The organism is Micromonospora sp. NPDC005172 (assembly GCF_040608555.1).
Taxonomy (GTDB): Bacteria; Actinomycetota; Actinomycetes; order Mycobacteriales; family Micromonosporaceae; genus Micromonospora.
In genome coordinates, this window is sequence record NZ_JBEXIL010000086.1 from 1 (window position 1) to 16586 (window position 16586).

10 protein-coding genes, 1 tRNA gene and 1 pseudogene are annotated in these 16586 nt (G+C 65.2%); 3 read left to right on the top strand and 9 right to left on the bottom strand.

The window, feature by feature from the left end; all coding sequences use genetic code 11:
* Nucleotides 1-168: 168 nt before the first annotated feature.
* The 6 genes and pseudogenes from ABZV06_RS31005 to ABZV06_RS31030 all read right to left on the bottom strand — a co-directional run bounded on the left by ABZV06_RS31005 (nt 169) and on the right by ABZV06_RS31030 (nt 6044).
* The gene (locus ABZV06_RS31005) at nt 169-576 is read right to left on the bottom strand and encodes a hypothetical protein (protein ID WP_355625779.1); all 408 of its coding nucleotides are present in this window, start codon (nt 574-576) and stop codon (nt 169-171) included.
* Nucleotides 573-1409, bottom strand: a complete 837-nt coding sequence (locus ABZV06_RS31010) for an IS5 family transposase (protein ID WP_355625781.1) — start codon at nt 1407-1409, stop codon at nt 573-575. Before ABZV06_RS31010 ends, ABZV06_RS31005 begins: the two co-directional genes overlap by 4 nt.
* A 254-nt stretch (nt 1410-1663) precedes the next feature.
* A tRNA-Lys gene (locus ABZV06_RS31015) sits at nt 1664-1738 on the bottom strand.
* 231 nt (nt 1739-1969) lie between these two features.
* Nucleotides 1970-3262 carry a tyrosine-type recombinase/integrase gene (locus tag ABZV06_RS31020; protein ID WP_355246382.1) on the bottom strand — a complete coding sequence of 431 codons (1293 nt, stop codon included), beginning with the start codon at nt 3260-3262 and terminating at the stop codon, nt 1970-1972.
* Nucleotides 3263-4150: 888 nt separating this feature from the next.
* On the bottom strand, nt 4151-4771 hold the full coding sequence (locus tag ABZV06_RS31025; protein ID WP_355247343.1) for a GNAT family N-acetyltransferase: 621 nt from the start codon (nt 4769-4771) through the stop codon (nt 4151-4153).
* Nucleotides 4772-4803: 32 nt separating this feature from the next.
* Nucleotides 4804-6044, bottom strand: a pseudogene (locus ABZV06_RS31030) (IS701 family transposase).
* A gap of 957 nt (nt 6045-7001) precedes the next feature.
* Here ABZV06_RS31030 and ABZV06_RS31035 point away from each other — a divergent pair.
* Entirely contained in the window at nt 7002-7667 is a 666-nt protein-coding gene (locus ABZV06_RS31035; RefSeq protein ID WP_355247346.1) for a hypothetical protein, read from the top strand.
* Nucleotides 7668-7674: 7 nt separating this feature from the next.
* The gene (locus tag ABZV06_RS31040; protein ID WP_355247349.1) at nt 7675-9840 is read left to right on the top strand and encodes a DUF262 domain-containing protein; all 2166 of its coding nucleotides are present in this window, start codon (nt 7675-7677) and stop codon (nt 9838-9840) included.
* Nucleotides 9841-10071: 231 nt separating this feature from the next.
* Here the strand turns inward: ABZV06_RS31040 and ABZV06_RS31045 are convergent, their stop codons facing one another.
* The 3 genes from ABZV06_RS31045 to ABZV06_RS31055 form a co-directional block, all read right to left on the bottom strand.
* On the bottom strand, nt 10072-14064 hold the full coding sequence (locus ABZV06_RS31045; RefSeq protein WP_355247352.1) for a hypothetical protein: 3993 nt from the start codon (nt 14062-14064) through the stop codon (nt 10072-10074).
* A 140-nt stretch (nt 14065-14204) separates the two neighbouring features.
* Nucleotides 14205-14510, bottom strand: a complete 306-nt coding sequence (locus ABZV06_RS31050; protein ID WP_355625782.1) for a hypothetical protein — start codon at nt 14508-14510, stop codon at nt 14205-14207.
* Nucleotides 14511-14534: 24 nt separating this feature from the next.
* A complete protein-coding gene (locus ABZV06_RS31055) occupies nt 14535-14948 on the bottom strand; it encodes a hypothetical protein (protein WP_355247354.1) in 414 nt (137 codons plus the stop codon).
* Between the two features lie 160 nt (nt 14949-15108).
* On the opposite strand from ABZV06_RS31055, the gene ABZV06_RS31060 reads away from it, so the two are divergent.
* Nucleotides 15109-15891 carry a hypothetical protein gene (locus ABZV06_RS31060; protein ID WP_355247357.1) on the top strand — a complete coding sequence of 261 codons (783 nt, stop codon included), beginning with the start codon at nt 15109-15111 and terminating at the stop codon, nt 15889-15891.
* The last annotated feature ends 695 nt before the right edge of the window (nt 15892-16586 follow it).

Genomic DNA, 16586 nt, shown 5'->3' on the forward strand with positions numbered 1-16586 from the left:
ACACGATCGCAGGGCGGAATGCTCTGATTCCGGTCAGGGCTCAATCGAGCGGGATGCGGCCTTTCTTGGTCAGGTCGGGCACCTTGCGCCATCGAGGCCCGATACGCAAATCGGCCGCTACTGGCGCGAAGATAAAGCAAACGTCCAGTCAGAGGGCGGTTCGGAGGATTAGGTCCGTTTCGGGGCGAGGGTGAATTTTCCGGGTTCGTCTTCGGTGAGGACGTGGCGGTTGACCATGCGTTTCAGCTTCGCGCGGGTGCCTTCGACGTTTTTCGGTGAGGGCTCGACGCCGAGGGCGAGGCAGATGCCTTTGGCGCGCATGCCGGTGGGCGCGGTGCTGAGGACGTGCAGGATCTGCTGGTAGGGCCCGCTGGCGATGGTCGGGTCGTCGGCGGTGAACTCGGCGGCGGCGAGGGTGCGCAGGGTGGTGCGGGTGGTTGCGAGGTCGGCCAGTTCGCCGTCGAGGCGGGCGAGTTCGCCGGTCAGCTCGGTGATCTGCTCGCGGAGCCGGTCGGCGTCCTGGCGTGCGGTGGTCTCCCGATCGGCGATGAGGTCGAGGACGGTGGGAAGGTTCACCGGTGCCGCCAGGAGGGTGTGTTGGTCCCGGTTAGCCGGCGCGCGATGTTCGCCGTTGACGCCCATAGGGTTCGTGACACCGAGGATTCTGGTCGGCTCTCGTACTCGCGGGCGAGGCGTCGGTGCAGCATCAGCGTGCCGTTGACCTGCTCGACGATCCACCGTTTGCGGATCGGGACGAACCCGGGCCTGGTGTCGGATCGTTTGACGATCTCGACGTCGACGCCCAGGACGGCGCCGTGCAGGGCGAGGTCCTGTTTGAACCCGGCGTCGACGAAGGCGCGGCTCACCGTCGGGGTGTGTTCGACGACGTTGTCGAGCAGGCGGATGCCGATGGCGTTGTCGGTGACCGACGCGGCGGTCACGACGACCGCGATGATCAACCCCAACGCGTCCACGGCCAGGCCCCGCTTACGCCCCGGCACCTTCTTCCCGGCGTCCTTGCCGGTCGTGGCCGCCGGGACATGGTTGGCCGCGCGGATCGACTGGGTGTCCAACACGACCGCGCTCGGATCCTCCCGACGGCCGACCTTCTCCCTGGCCTGGCAGCGCAGCAGATCGTGAATCACCTGGTCGGTGCCGTCGTCACGCCACAGCGCGAAGTAGTAGTAGGTGGCCGACTTCGGCGGCAGGTCGTGCGGCAGGTACGCCCACTGACAACCGGTCCGGTTTTGGTAGAAGATCGCGTTCACGATCTCCCGCAGGTCGTAGTCGCCTGGCTGGCCCGACACCGAGACCGCGACGCGCTTGGCCTTCCACGCCAGCAGAAACGGTCCGATCAGTTCCCACTGCTCGTCGGTGACATCACTGGGATACCGCTTTCGATCACCCATGACCGGGCTAACGCCCCATCCGCCTGACGGTCACGACCAGAACTCACATTCAATCCATCGACCTGTCGCTATCTGTAGCGACCTGCCGGAAGGCCACCAACCGGACGGAACGCATAGATCAGATCAAGCTACCGCGGACCGCCCTCTCAGTTGGGCTGCCAGTCGCCACCCTCGATCCGGGCGGCAAGGATTCCGGCCAGTTGTGCCCTGCCGATGATCTTCCTTTGGCGTTCTTGCAGCTCAGAGGCGGTAGATGGTGGGCCGCCAGGGACTCGAACCCTGAACCTATGGATTAAAAGTCCACAGCTCTGCCATTGAGCTAGCGGCCCGTATCGGACACGATACCGGACCTCGGCGAGGTCACCCATCCGCTGGGCGTCCTTGCCGTCTCGGCATGGGCCGTGCGCTGTTTCTGCAGGTCAGCCTCATTCTTGCAGAACAGGGTGGATTGGGCGCGTGGTGGTGATCTGCGAGATGGCGCCCCGCCGTACGCCCGCGATCCGGGGGCTTCGGCCAGCCGTTGCGTTGCTCTGCGTAACCGAAATCGAGGATTCTCTCGCTCAACGTAGCGGCACGTTGCCGACACGCGAACACCCAAGAGGCACCCACCGGTACACAGTGGACGAGGTAGAGCCCTGTTTGCGCAGGTGAGAGCGTTGCTTCAAGTTTGAAATTTTGACACCTTGAAGTCTTTTAATCCACAGGTTCGGGGTTCGAGTCCCCGGCGGCCCACCTGAATCGTTCTCCTGCGGAGGTCTCCCAGACGTGCCGTCTACGGCGCCTGATCGGCGTGGTACCAGCGCAGCGGCGGCTTCGGCCTTGGCGCGTTCGGACTCGAGTTCGTGCACGACCGAGGTGTAGGTGTTCGCCGCGACGGTGATACTCGAGAGCCCGAGTACCTCCTGGATGTCCTTGAGGTCGGACCCGGAGGCCTTGAGGAACGTCGCGGCGCAGTGCCGTAGGTCGTGCAGTCGGATCGGCGGCAGCCCGGAAGCTGCGACGAGTCGCTCGAAGCGATCGCTGAACTGCTCAGGATGCCACTGACGACCGTCAGGTCGCACGAAGAACAACCCGGTCTTTGGCCAGGCGGCGTCGGCCTGCCGGCGTTCCCGCCGCTCCTGGTAGATGCGTAGCGCCGTGGTTGTGGAGGCGTCGAGCGCGATGATGCGGTCACCGGCGTAAGTCTTGACGATCTTGATCACTGGTCGATAACCGAGGGTCGTGAGCTGCTGGTTGATCGTCACGGTCCGCCCCGTCAGGTCGACGTCGCTTTCGCGCAGGCCGAGTGCTTCGCCGCGACGCAGGCCCCGGTGCAGGATGAGCGTGACGATGGGGTAGACGAAGACGTCATGGTCCTCGACGTGATCGAGGAACGCGCCGGCTTGCTCGGGTGTCCACACCATGACGCTGCTGGGCCGACGTCCCGTCTTCTTCCACTGCTGCGTGGCGGCGGAGGTCCATACCCGCGGCCTCGGGGCTTGTACCGACGGCAACTCAACGTACGCGGCGGGGTTGAACTCGATCAGTCGATGGGTGCGTATCGCATCGTTGAGTGCCTTACGCAGGGTCGCGCGGATGCGTTGCATCGTTGCCGGACTCGTCCTGCGGGCACCTCTGACCGACGCCCGGACCTGGACGTCATCACTGCAGCGGGCGAGGTCGACCTGGAGATTGCGGTCGCTGATGCTGTCGAACATCGACTGGAGATGGCCGACTCGGAGCCGATCGATCGGGATGTGACCAAGGTGTGGAATGAGATGAACACGGATATGGGTCTCGTAAGTGACCAATGTGGTGGGTTGGATCTTGCGACGGCTGGCGTGCCACTGCCAGAGGTAGTCGCCCAGGGTCATCGCTGCAGATGCCACGAGCCCGGCGCGGACGCGGCGGGCCACAGAATCCCGATCGGGAAACGGTCTACCGCTCTTAGTGTCCTTCAGCATGCGCCCAATATCGATGCCGACTGTTGCGTCGTCACCCGCGAGTTCGAGTAGCGACTGCGCACGGCCGCGGTCAACGAGTGCCGCTTCACGGGTAGCGAAACCGAAACGTCGCAGCTGCCACCGCTTGCCATCGGGCTGCTTTGGTAGCTCGATTCGGTAGGCCCACGTGCCGTGGGTGGCGCTCCACGCCCCACAGGCGCGGCGCAGCCTCGGACATGCGGTGCCGATCTTGTTCTTGTTCCCATCACGGCATGAGCAACTCTTGAACGGCGATCCCCGTGACACGTGTTACTCCCGGTAGGCGCGCCTACGCCTTGCGATCGGGTCCGCAGGCGGTGGTCTGTCGCTGACTTGAGTTGGACAGGTTTGGTCAAGGTCTAGGACCCGTCGCCTTGCTTGCGAAGGGGGCAGCGACTGCAGCGGGGACGTAGAGGTCGCGCCCTCTTTCGTCGCGCATCGTCTCAACCGCTTGCTTTCGGCGGCAAAACCACCCAAATAATCCCGAATGCCCGATCCAGCCACGCTGACATAGTAAAACACGCATGAGTAGGAGAAGCTGAGACAGCTCGACTGCTCGAAGGAGTGACTAAACGATGTCCCGGTCACCCCGGGGATGTCCGGTGAGCTTGTTGCCGCCTTTGGGCGGCGCTCGCCACGGATGTTGGTGCGGCAGCAGCGGGTGACCGGGTCAGCCGGGCCTAGTACTCCAGCAGGAGATTCGTTTCATAGCTCGGTGAGGGCTTGTCGGGCGTAGTGGCTGGCCACGGCTTGTCCTTGGTACCGTCGCCGAAAAACGCTCTACTGCTGGTTGGGCCCGTCTTGTCCATCAGGAGACGGGTAGTAGCGACCTGCCGTTGCCGCTCGGGTACGCCATTCCGTAGCCAGGACGGCGAAGATGAGTTGATCGACCCACTCTCCGCGGAATAGATAACTTTCAACATGGCGTGCCTCCTGGCGCATGCCGAGTCGGGTCATGAGGCGGACGGACGCTTCATTTTTGCCATGGCACCGAGCGTAAATTCGGTGCAGGGCGAACTCATTAAAGCCCCAGTCCATGAGCGCCGTAGCGGCTTCCGTGGCCAGCCCCCGACCCCCATGGTCGGGGTGAAAGACGTAACCGATTTCGGCAGCTCGATCCAGCGCACTACGCCAAACCAACTCGACGGTCCCGACAACACCGGCATCGGTCGCCGCGGCCAAGGTCAGGCAGTCGCCTACGGCGCGCAGCGCGTCCTCGCCCGCCATGGCGAGCACCGACTCCCGGGACTGCTCGCGGGTACGCGGCACCCCGCCGGTGCTGTACGTCCAGCGGACGACATCGGGCCGGCACTGCCAGGCATATACGTCGTCGAGGTCATCCAAAGTAATGGAGCGCAAGGTGAGGCGTGGCGTCCGAATGGGGAGGGTCGGCTGGAACATCAAGCGATCTTAGTACTCCAGCAGAGATCCGTTTAAGGTTCCGTGAGGGCTTGTCGGGTGTAGTGGCTGGTCCTGGCCTGTTTCTGATGCCGGCGTCGGTAGATGGACCAGGTGATGACGTCGGCGATGCGTCGGGGTGGGTCGATGACCAGGGCGTGGAAGAGTCGGCGTAGTTCGTTGACGGTTATCGCAATCAAGCTGTCCGGGTTTTCGGTGCTGGCTGCCGTCGCGGCGGCGAGGAAAGCGTGAGCGGCGATGGCCAGGGAGGTCCAGCGGTGCCAGGCTTTCCAGCGGCGGTGTTGGTGCTGGTCGAGTCCGAGGCCGCTTTTGGTGGCCTGGAACGATTCTTCGATGCTCCAACGCCGGCCGGCGACGGCGACCAGGTGGTGCAGGGCGACGGGTTGCGGACTCCAGCAGCGGTAGAACGCCAGCTCGCCGGTGCTGCGGTTGCGGCGGATCAGCATCCAGTGATGGCCGCCGTGCGGGTCCGCGGCCAGGGGCAGGCTGATGAACGCCCAGTCGTAGTAACGGAAACCGTTCGCGCCGGTGCCGGCGGACAGTCGTTGCCACGCTCGTTTCGGCAGGCCGGAGGCGATCAGGTCGGCCCGCTGAACGCCGAGGCCGGTCGGTGCCCGGTGGGAGCAGGCCACCGCGAGGACATAGCCGAGCCCAGGCCGCGAAGTGCGGCCGCCAGCTGTGGGTCGCCGCCGTAGGCCTCATCGCCGGCGACCCACCGACACGGCAGCCCACCGGCCACCGCAGTTTCGATCAGCCGGCGTGCAAGCTGTGGCTTCGTGGCGAAGGCGACGGGGTCGGGCACGCCCGCCTTAGCACGTCGTGCCGGGTCTTCGGACCAAGATTTCGACAGGTAGAGCGCAACGTCCAGCAACGTATGCCCGAGCGGTGAGGCATACGACGACAGATGGACCGCGAGCTGACAGTTCTCGACCTTCCCGGCGGTGCCGGAATACTGCCGTTGCACCCCGACGGTGTGCACGCCCTTCTTCAGGTCGCCGGTCTCATCGACCACGAGGATCCCGTCCGGGTGTCCGAGTCGGGCCGTGACGAACTCCCGCGCGTCAGCACGCACGGCAGCGTCGTCCCAACTGGCCCGGCCGATCAGATCCTGCATTCCGCCCGGACCGTCGTCGCCGGCGTGTTCCGCGATGGTCCAGCAATTCTTGACCGGCAGCGGTGCGAGCAGCCCGGCCACGAAATCACGGACCCGCCGCCGCGGCTCGGGCCGGGTGAAGCGCGCCTCGATCGTGTCCATCAGCTCGCCGAACAGCTCAGACCATCGCTGAGCATCTACTCTGTAGGCGGCAGCCACCGCCGCATCTTCTGCAGTCCACACAACCGCTGAGACTCGACGGTGGCTGCCTGCTGCCCACGCACAAAACCACACCGACACCGCAGCTCGGAAAAGATCTCCCGCTGGAGTACTAGTACTGCAATATCAACGGCAACGCCTGGCAGTTCCGCCACGCCATCGCTCAGGATCAACTCACCGCGTTCGTGCAGCCAAACATGCTCCGTCGGAGCGCGACGCCCGGGACAGCTACGCCGCCCGGCAACTGGCACCTTTGCTGCGGGAACGGAGCGACCTCAACGGCGCGATGGCGGTGCTGCGCCGACTTGCCACGCCGGGTACAGGTCCGCCGCCGACCAACTGGCGGAATCGCTGCGAGAGCAGATCCGCTAGAACGACGCCCGGGCTGGTCGAAGAGTAACGGTATCCGGACCTGCCGCAGGCGCAGCGCCCCGTCAGGGTCCGCTCGTGCCGATGAGCGGGGGTCGCCAACGGGCGTTCACCGCCCCCCGGGCTTGATAGGCCCGGCGGTGCGATCCGGTGGCCGTCATGCTGATCATTCATTTCATGCGTAGCACCCCCTCACTCCTTACCTTCATCGGCTCGTCCGAGTGATCCAGGCATGGGCCCGCGCGACTTAGCCACGCCGAGCTTGACCAGGCGCCCTCCTCCGCGCTGATGTCGTAGACACCAAGAGAGAGGTCAACCGGGTTTACGAGCTTCGCCGCAGGTGCCAGGCGAAGAACAAGACTTACTGAACCGGGCACCGTAGTTTGACCAGAACGGACGTCAACTGTCCGGGTGTATAGCAAGAAGGCGGGCTTAACGGAACACGGAGCGACTGTCGCGCATCAGACAGAGATGCATGACGACCTATGCGCATAGCATGCAGCTACATTCAGTCAGGCCGGGAGGCGGTACGTGTTGGGCGCAGGAACCGTCGCTAAGCAGTTTGCGGAAGACCCAGGATCGGTCTTTTTTAACGTGATTCGGACCGCGCCCGAGCCGATCAACGCGCAAGCGATCAAGGCCAAGGTAATTGAGGCGGGCGTCACGAGGGCAGACGCCGATTACCGCTGGAGGCTTTTCCAACGCGGCGTCAAGTGGCATCCACAGATAATAGCCGTGAACAAGAAGTATGGATGGTCGGCCGAACGGCAGTCTGCCCGGAGCTCACTCGACGTGCTGGCCGGGTATTTGCTCAAGAATTTGCCGCCTTGGGTCGCCCAACATCTCGTGCAGAACGTGGCTGCTGCGCTCGACGCCAACGGGACGACCGCTGCTGGATGGGACCACGAGTTCGAGGAGGCCAGGTTGGTTGCCGATCTTGCCGTGGCAGTCGAGGTTCTGCAGTCTCGCGGCGAAACGATCACAGAAGTCGTGAAGCTCCTCACCGATGAGACACGGCGCAAGCGGCTGTGGCCGCTCGGCCGGCCCGGCGAGAGTCTCCCATTTGACCCGGACTCCCATGAGGCTGAGTCGGGTGCACCGGACGCCGGAGCCGTCGTTCGGGTAGTGCGCTCCGGCTATATTTGGCGCGGAAGGGGTGAGCCTATCGTGGCCGCCAAAGCGCTCGTGGCGCTTTAGGTCGGGCATGGCCAGGAGACGCAACGCCAAGAAGCTGGTCAGTGCCCGAGAGCAATCGATCGATGCGTTGTTCAGCACAGAGTCGTTCGCTCTCGACTACTACCAGCGCGAATACGTCTGGGACGAACCGCAGGTCTCGCGGCTGATGAACGACCTCTCCCGAAAGTTTCTCGATCAGTGGAGTGACGAGCACTCACTGGCCGACGTGAAATCGTACGATCCGTACTTCCTCGGCCCGTACATTATCTGCACCGCGGGCGGGCGGACCTCGCTGGTCGACGGCCAGCAGCGCATCATCACGCTCCTACTACTGTTGATCTATCTGCACCGGCAGGCAGCGGCGACTCCGAAGGCAAGCAGCAGGGCCGGCAAACTCTTGACCTTGATCATGTCCGAGCGGTTCGGCAGGCGGACATTCCGTGTGGACGTCGACGAGTACGGTGCCTGCTTTAACGCTCTGCTAAACGACCGTGGATTCGACCGCGCAACCGCGCGGCCTCCTATCCGCCGCATCTGGCAGGCGTACCAGTACATCGACATCCACTACCCATCACAGTTGCACGGCGATGTCTTGGTCATGTTCATCGACTGGCTGCTCTACCGGGTCTCTCTGGTCGTGATGGACGCAGGCGACCGCGACCGGGCAGAGGAGATGTTCCAGTCGATCAACGACTGCGGCGTCCGGCTCTCGCCGATGGACCACCTCAAGCGTTTCCTGCTCAGTGACGCCGAAGCGGATCCACGTGAGCAAGAAGGCGCATGGATCACGATGGTGTCAGCTCTGGAAGACGTTGAGAAGGGCGCCGCGTTCGCCTACCTTCGGACCGTCTTCCGGGCGAGATTTCCTGAGACCGTGCACAAGCCGGGGCCGAGCCTGAACGACGCAACACACGAGTGGGTGCGGGCGCACGAGGCTGAGATCTGGCCCAACCGCAAGAACGGCGACCGGGTCCGCCTTGTCACCGAAGTGCTGTACCCCTTCCACACCACATACGCCACGCTGCTGCAAGCACGATCCCGGATCAACCCGCATTTGCGGGCCGTGCGATACAACACATTCAACGGCATCGCCGAGCAGTTCGACCTCACCCTCGCTGCCCTGCGGTCCGGTGACTCGGAGACAGAGCGGGTACAGAAAGCCGGCTTGGTGGCCAATTTTCTCGATCTTTTCTACGTGACGCAGACGCTTGGCGACGAACCGGTCGAGCAGCGACACATCGATGAGCTCGTCTCCGCGGTCATGCCTGCCGTACGACTGTCCGAGTCGGTTGGGGAGCTTAGCCGCGCCCTCGGGGAACACGCCGCAGACTGGCCAGTCCGGCTGCAACTCATCCCGGACCTGCGCTACGACACCAAACGCAGATTTGTGCACTACGTGTTGACTCGCCTGACCGCATGGGTCGAAATGGGCGCGACCAATGGCGAGGCAGATCCCACCGACCGCTTCCTCCTGCGCCGAGACCGTGACCGCGACTTCGAGATCGAACACCTTTTCACCAGCACGGCGTCGAAGTATGCGCACAAGGCACCCGACGCCCGCTACTACGGCTTCCTGCGGAATCGGATTGGGGCGCTCCTGCTCTTGGACGGCCCCGACAACGGTAGCTACGGCGGGATGCTTTTGGAGAAAAAGCTCGCGTCGTACCGGAAGGACACTCTGCTGGCCGGGATGCTCAACCCGGACTTCTTTCAACGAGGCAACGTCCGGCTCCGGAAGTTCCTCACCGGCGAAGGCCTGTACGGCATGATCGCTACCTATGACGCAAGCACCGCGCTGGAGCCGTTTATCGAGGCGCGCGGTCGCTTCTACTGCGAGATCGCCAAGAAGATATGGAGCCTCGACGCGCTCGGACTGGCCTCGCTGCCAACGCCCGGCCCCCTCGCGCCCGGGAAGCGCACTCGCTACGGTGTCCGGTTCCAGGACTTGGTTGAGGCAGGCTTGGTAAGCGTGGGAGATCGGCTCGTCGGCCGCAGACGTGGCGAATTGTACTACGCCCGAGTCCGCCCAGACGGAAGCATCGAGACCGCTTCCGGAGTGGCAAGCGCGCCTACCAAAGCGATGGAAGACGCGGTCGGCGTAGCAAGCAACGGCTGGGCCTTCTGGGAGGTCGAAGGGACCAAGGAGCGGCTAGACACCATCCGGCAGCGCTACCTCGAACAGGTAGCCCGTTAGAGCCTTCGGATACTACGCGGCACCTCCTCGCCACTTGGCCTACCTCGCTCCAGGCAACCTGGTCGTCGGTACTGGCTGCCGGGAGCGCGCCGGCCCGTCGGACTTCGAGATCAAGCATCCTTTGGTGGGGTTGTGGGCGGATCGCCGGAGCTCCATCCCCAAGCCCTTAGGCGCCAATCACCGCCATTCTCCTTAGTCCTCCTGAAGTCGCGCACCGACGCTGCCACTGTGCTACTTCACAAGCGCCCGCATGATGGCATCCTTGTCGATCTCGCCGAGCGCGGCGAAAGTCGCGATGACGAAGCGGGTGGCGAGTTCGCGCGACGAGCCTCTGGCGTGAGCGTCACGCAGGAGGGTGGCGGCGATGGGCAGGGGATCTGGCACCGGGATTGCATCGGGGTGATTGGTGTCGATGAGTGCTTGGCGAGTTGCAGCAACCAGGTGGACAACTGGTTCACCTTCTGCGGCGGTGATCTCGATCGTGGTGGCGAGCAGGCAGGCAGCAACGCTGGCCGCCGGGGCTGGTCTTCCAAGGAAGGTGTTGGCGCCGCACACGGCCAAGTAGAGCCAGTTAGGGGTTGTGGCCGGCGCATGGGTTCGGACATGCATGGTGAGGATCTGGTAGAACCCCAGAGTGCGACTCACGTCTGCCCATGTGGCCGGTCGGGCGAGTGCGGCGCCGACGGCGGCGGGGTGCCAGTTGTCGGCGGTGGCGAGCTCGAGCAGGCGTCGTTCATCCAGCGGCATGTGACCAACGCGGCCCGTGATCAGTCGCTTGATGCAGTCTTCGTACTCGTCTTCGGTCATCGCATCGGTGGTGAGCAACTGATGTAGAACCGCCACGGTGGAGGCAGCCTGAACGCCCGTGCTGCGGGCGAGGAGGCGCAGGGCTGGGTCGTCGCTCCAGAGAACAGCATGCTCCGCGCGTGCGAGGTCGAGTGGCGATACCCAGACACCGAGCGCGCCGGGCAAGGGCTCGTCGAAGGTACGCCCTGTGAGCGGGGTGCTGCGGCGGGTGAGCGCTTCGATCGCGGCCTGGAGCCGTTCGGCGTCTTGGGCCAGCCGGTCCGCTTCGGTTTGCGTGGTCTCATCGAACAGCAGGCGGTCGGGGCGTTCCTCATACCGCATCGAGCCGGTGGTCCGCAGCGCCAGGGAGTCTTTGGCGGCGAGAGAGTCGAGCATGACGTCGTCGGTGGTTAGAACCCGGGCGAATCGACTCATCGCGGCGCGACGGACGTCGTCGGGGAGCGTGAGTAGTACCATGGCCGCCGGCGTATCGATCACGATGTCCTGGTCTTCGGCCGCTTGTGCGGCGTTGAGGCAGGCGCTGAACTCGCCGCGCTGCGGTACGTGGGCCGGCAGGACGCCGTCGCCGCGGCGTAGACATATCTCGGCGTAGCTGCGTCGGGCCGCGACAGCGAGCATTGCGAGCGGGACTTGGCCATGAGCGAGGCTATGCGCGAGGCGGCGCCACATCAGCTGCTGGTCGCTGGTGCGTCGCATCAGGGCGATCATGTCGGTTCGCAGCTGGTCGGGATCGGCACTCTGCATTCGCCGCAGATACTGGCTGTTGGGCCAGCGTTGGAAGAACTGTTCCGACTCCGCGGCGAGCTGAACGCGGAGTCGATCAGGCAAGTTCGCGAGTTCCGGCCACGGCACGATCAGGTTCATCAGCACGAACGCGACGAATTGTTCGTCGTCGCCGAAGCGGCGTAGCAGACGCAGAAATCCCGTGACGGTCTCTACCGGCTGACCCCGTCGCCGGTGCAGCTGGATCCAAGCTCGGGCGTCGGCGGTGTTGGACGGGTCGAGCGGTTGGGGTGCCTCGTGCAGGGCCCGCCACGCTTCGGTGACGTCGCCACGGTTCATGTGGCTTCGGACCAGCGCCCAGCGGGACCTAGTGTCTTCGGGCTCGACTTGCACCACGGTGCGTAGCAGGTCGCAAAGGCGGTCCAACCGTCCGCTGTCGTTGGCGAGCTGCGCCGCCAGCCGCAGCGCGTCAGCCCTACCGCTCCAGTCCGGTTCGGCTGCGGCGAGCAACGCGTCGAGTTCCTGTTCAGCCTCAGTAGTGCGCCCGTCGCGGGCGAGGACCTCCGCTGCGGCGTGGCGCAGCGATCGGTCACCAAAGTGGTCAGCGGCGTCGCGGAGGGTCTGAACCTGATCATCGATCAGGCCGGCCGCCTGGTAGGCCTGCGCGAGGCTGAGCGCGGCAGTGACTGACGATCGCCGACGATCACGCAGCTGCACGATCGCCGAACCCGGCCGACCGGCGCCCAGTTCCGCCATGGCGCGCAGTTCGACGGCCTCGTCTGGGTGGCGCTCAGCGAAGGCCGGGTACCGGGTCAGCCCGTCGACGCCGATTTGCGCCAGGCCCAGCAGCGCTTGGCCGAGTTGCTCGTCGCTGTCGCCTGCCAGTTCGGCAGCCCGCCACCAGTGCGGCTGTGGGTCCTGCCCGTCTGCCTGCGCGAGGTAAGCATCAATCCGCGCTCGCCCAGGCCCGTCGGGGACATGTTCGGCGCGTTGCCGGGCCAGGTCGAGCTGACCGAATGGGATTGCCGCGCTGGCGACGCACTGGCACACCTCCACTGAGGCAGCCTCGTAGGCGTTCGCCTCACGGCCAGGGGCGCCGAGCTCGAGGACACGGCGCAGATCCATGAGCAGCGTGCTCGCGTGGCAGGCCACCGCGACCGCCTCCGCGCTGTCGCCGCGATAGGTGCGTCGATCATCTCGGGCCCGGATCGCCAAGGAACGGGCTTCGCGCAGGTCGGCGTCCCAGTTCGGCGACTCGCCTCGGCGAGCGCGGGTGATTAGCAACTGCGCACGCGCGATAGCCAAGCCCGCCGCCCACTGGTCGCGCAACGCCTCGGCGAGCACATGCAGGCTGTGGTCGATGGCGTGACGGTCCAACACCTCCGACGCGTCGGCCGGCGCGGCGAGCCGGAGTCGAAGCACCGTGCGAAGGGTTCGCTCGTTCGGCTCCTGGGGTGCCCATGCCTCGACCAGGCGCGCTGCAGTGTCCCGGTCACCACCGAGCAGCGCCATGACCGCGCTGGCGAACGGCTCGCTATCCGCCGACGATGTCGTCAGGCCCGCGAGCGCGGCCTGCCGGCCGTCGTCGCTGCCGTTGTCGTCATAGATCAGCGCAGCGCGGGCTAGCCAATAGGCACGACGCGGAGGGCCCTGGCTCGCCGCAGCCGTGAACAGGTCCGCCGCCAGGATGCGGGCACCGTAGGAGGCGGCCAGTTCACCGGCGGCGAGTTGAACCTGCCAGGATGCCGCGCTGAGCCATTCTGGTCGATTTGTTTGCCATTCCCGCAGCACCTGGGCAGGGCGGGCTTCGATGGTCGTCACCGCGCTCACCAGGCGCCATGCCGACGTCGGGTCGTCACGCCAGGCCGCGAGTAGCCGAGGGCCGTTCAGCGCCGGCAATTGCCGCAGACGCTCATACATCTGCTCGTCCTGCATTGCGGTCGCAACGGGGGCCGGCGGCAGCGGACCGATCGTGACTACGGTGCCGACATCGCGGAGCACCATGTCGTAGGTCACGGTTGCTGCGGTCTGGGCGTACTCCGCGGACAGCTCCCGCAGCCGCCGCCAGACTGCAGCGGCCCGAGATGAATCACCTACCAGCGAAACCAGCCGGCTGACCACACCGGTGCGGTCGGCTTGGTCATCGCCTTCCAGCCGTAGTTCGATGATCCGTAAGGCCTTCAGCAGCCGCCACGTCAGCGCATCGCCTGTCGTGCTGTCCGGCAGCGGTATGCCGCCCTGCGCGGCTGCCGCCATCACGGCGTCATCGAGAGCCTTCAGGCGCGTACGGATCTTGGTGTTGGTCGCTCGTGGCGCAAACACGGCCCTGCGGAATGCGGGGTCGTCCGGCTGCTTGCGCGCGAGCGATGCCAACTGTGCCACTTCGGCGGAGCCCGTGTGCGGGGCGGCGACTGCGAGCCCAAGCCGTTCTTGGTCGGCGTCGAGCCCAGCGCGCCGGTCGTTCACCATCCGAAGGTAATCCAGCAGGAGAGACACAAAAGGGACGTTGCCAGCCCCGATGATCGGCGCTCGACGGACACCGACGTACATGGTCCGTGACATCGATGGACAGTCGCCGAGCACCACGAGATCATCGACGGGGCACGTGGCCCCCTGCTGGAACCGAACCTCACGAACCGTGAACTCGTCGCCAAGACCAACAATGGGATGCCGCTGCAACAGCGCGGCGAGCAAGACTGCCCCGTATGCGTGCTCCAGAGTGGTCCCGCCACCGCCCGTGGAGTAGGGGCTGGCGTGCCCACGGTCTATCGGCTCCACTAGGTCGCGCCGCTCCTTCCGCCATCAAGCGCCGTTCAGCAGAGACTGAGCGACCATCATGGCGCACCGGTACGACGTCGTCCCTCGCAGACGCGCTCTTTGCTGACTCCTGGAGAGCCGGGCTCGTCCCCGCCCGGCCTGGGCGGCCACCGCGCATCGATGACCTCGTCGACGTCACGCTCAGTGGTCCAGTCGTACCGGCTGGCCCGCAGGCCGGGAGCGACCCGGCCGTCCTGCGCATTGAGGTCGACCAGGGCGGCCTGCAGTTCCTCCTGTACGCCTCCAGCATAGCCGCGTGGCGCAGGCGGTGTTGGGACCGTCACCCTGGCCGCGATGAGGATCTGGCTGGCGTTCGAACTCACCCGCAGACGCACCCTGCAGCTGTTCTACGCGAGAGACCAGTCGGCGTCTCCGTCTTTGACGCTGGCGTCGCTGTAGGTGGTGGAGTTGGGCGAGGGCCACGTGCCGCCCGGGAAAGACCGGCTGTCTACTGCCTCGCCGTGCAGGTTGACCATGCTGGTTGCTTGGGCGGCGAGGAAGGCCGACAGGGTGAGGATTCCGGTAGCGACGATTGCCGTGTTGACGCCTGCCTCTTCCAAGACGATGCCGGCATCTACCCAGGAGAAGACGGCGGACCCGAACGCGGCTATCGCCGCGATCGCGGCGGCGATGAGCTTCGCCAGAACAACTGCCAGGGTGGTGTAGAAGGCTGCGCCGGCTGCCGCGCAGGCGAGGAGATGACCGGACGTGCTCGCAACGATCGCCGTGATCCTGGACGCGGCGTCGGCGTGGCTGGTCACGCTGCTGACGTAGGCGTCTCGCGCCTGCGTAGCCCTCGCTCGACTGTAGGGCCGTGACAGGATGCCTCCTGTGCGTTCCGTGCGTTCTGCGCCTCTGCTGCTAAGTGGCGCCGCTGCTTGCTCCTTGGTACATGCCGTTGGAATCCTGACTGGCAATCCGGTGTGGCGTTACGCCGAGGTGTCGAGCTTCGGTCTGCTCCTCGCCTTCGCTGTGGTCGCGGGATTGCCCACCCCCCGATGGGCTGTGCCCGCCGCCCTCACGCCGCTGCTTGTCGACTCGGTGCGAAGGATCCCGATGGACGCCAACGCTGCCGGCTGGCAGGCGCTCGAGCGTGGTCGTGGCGTTGACGCCCTGTCCGGGTTTAACGCGGGTCTCAGCCTCTGCGCCTCTTCATTGGTGGCAGTGACAGTGCTCCTTCTGGTGGTATGGCGCCCCGGCGTCTCACGGGGGCGGGCCACGGCAGCGGCGGCATTATTGGCGGCGTCGTTGCTCGGGTATGTGGTCGTCCGGGCGGTCGATATCTGGCTCGCGGTCCGTGTTGAACGGGTGCAGCATTTGACCGGCACCGGCCCGGACGAGACTCTGGTCGCCGTGGGCCTGGGTACTTTTCCGCCACTAGCGCTAGGGTTCATCGCGCTGGCGCTGGCCGCAGCGTTGGCTGGGCGCGGTAGGAGACTTGCCTCCTCAGGTGCGGTGTTGCTTGCCCTGATCACCGTGCCGCTCGTGGAAGCGAGCATTGAGGCAGTGCCTTTGCCCTTTGACGCAGGCCATCGCACCGCGTTGCTCGCCTGGCACGTCGCCGCGCCCAGGCTTTCGACGCCACACCTCATCTCAGCGATGACGACGGCGGCGCAGATGGCAGCGTACGCGCTGATCATCGTGGGTCTGACTAGCCGGTACCATCGGGCGCACGCCGCGTCGCCAGAGGAAGCCGTCGAATAGTGTCGTTGAGACAGAGGCTGGCACTCTGCTCGTTGGCTATCGGTTCGCGGCCCCCAGCCCTCGTTGCCGGACAAGGAGCATCGCGCTCGTCCGGTCGCGGCGGCCGCTGACCATGAGCGTGGACTCGGCACATCAGCGATGCGAGCGGGACGTCTCTACCGTCTCGTAACATCGCTAACCCATCCAGCTCGGCGTACGGCATGTGGCGTGGATGTAGGTGTCAACCCGAGCGAGCCGGTCCTGTTCTGTCACGGCATCCCGTACCACGATCAGCGTCGGTGGCCGCAGGTTGACCGTCTCGGACGAATAGGCCGGTCGAGTCATGTGGCCCGTGTCAGCACGTCACACGGTATGTCCCATTCGGGCTATGTCCAGCTAGGTCCGACACGGATCCGTGTCGGAAGTGTCTGTATTGGCGATTTATGTCCGTCGTCAAGCATGGACAGTTGTGAATCGCATCACCTTACAAGGCATTGATCAACGTCGTCGGTCGTGCGATAGTTCCTTTCTCACTGCGCGTGACGCATCCATCACTAAAAGTGTCGCGATGGGTGGCGATTCGCTTACACCGTATCGGGGGAGGATTACACTAGGTGTTAACCTCGGTCTTTCGTTTGAGCGCCGGTTGATAGGCGTTCCTCGATGAGGCGGGTGTTGTCGGGGTTGTGCTCGTTGGTGGGTATGGCGAGGGCCCG

Coding starts and splice junctions, on each gene's coding strand:
- ABZV06_RS31020 (WP_355246382.1), bottom strand. CDS start 3,262: ATGACCCTGGGCGACTACCTCTGGCAGTGGCACGCCAGCCGTCGCAAG.
- ABZV06_RS31025 (WP_355247343.1), bottom strand. CDS start 4,771: ATGTTCCAGCCGACCCTCCCCATTCGGACGCCACGCCTCACCTTGCGC.
- ABZV06_RS31010 (WP_355625781.1), bottom strand. CDS start 1,409: ATGGGTGATCGAAAGCGGTATCCCAGTGATGTCACCGACGAGCAGTGG.
- ABZV06_RS31040 (WP_355247349.1), top strand. CDS start 7,675: ATGGCCAGGAGACGCAACGCCAAGAAGCTGGTCAGTGCCCGAGAGCAA.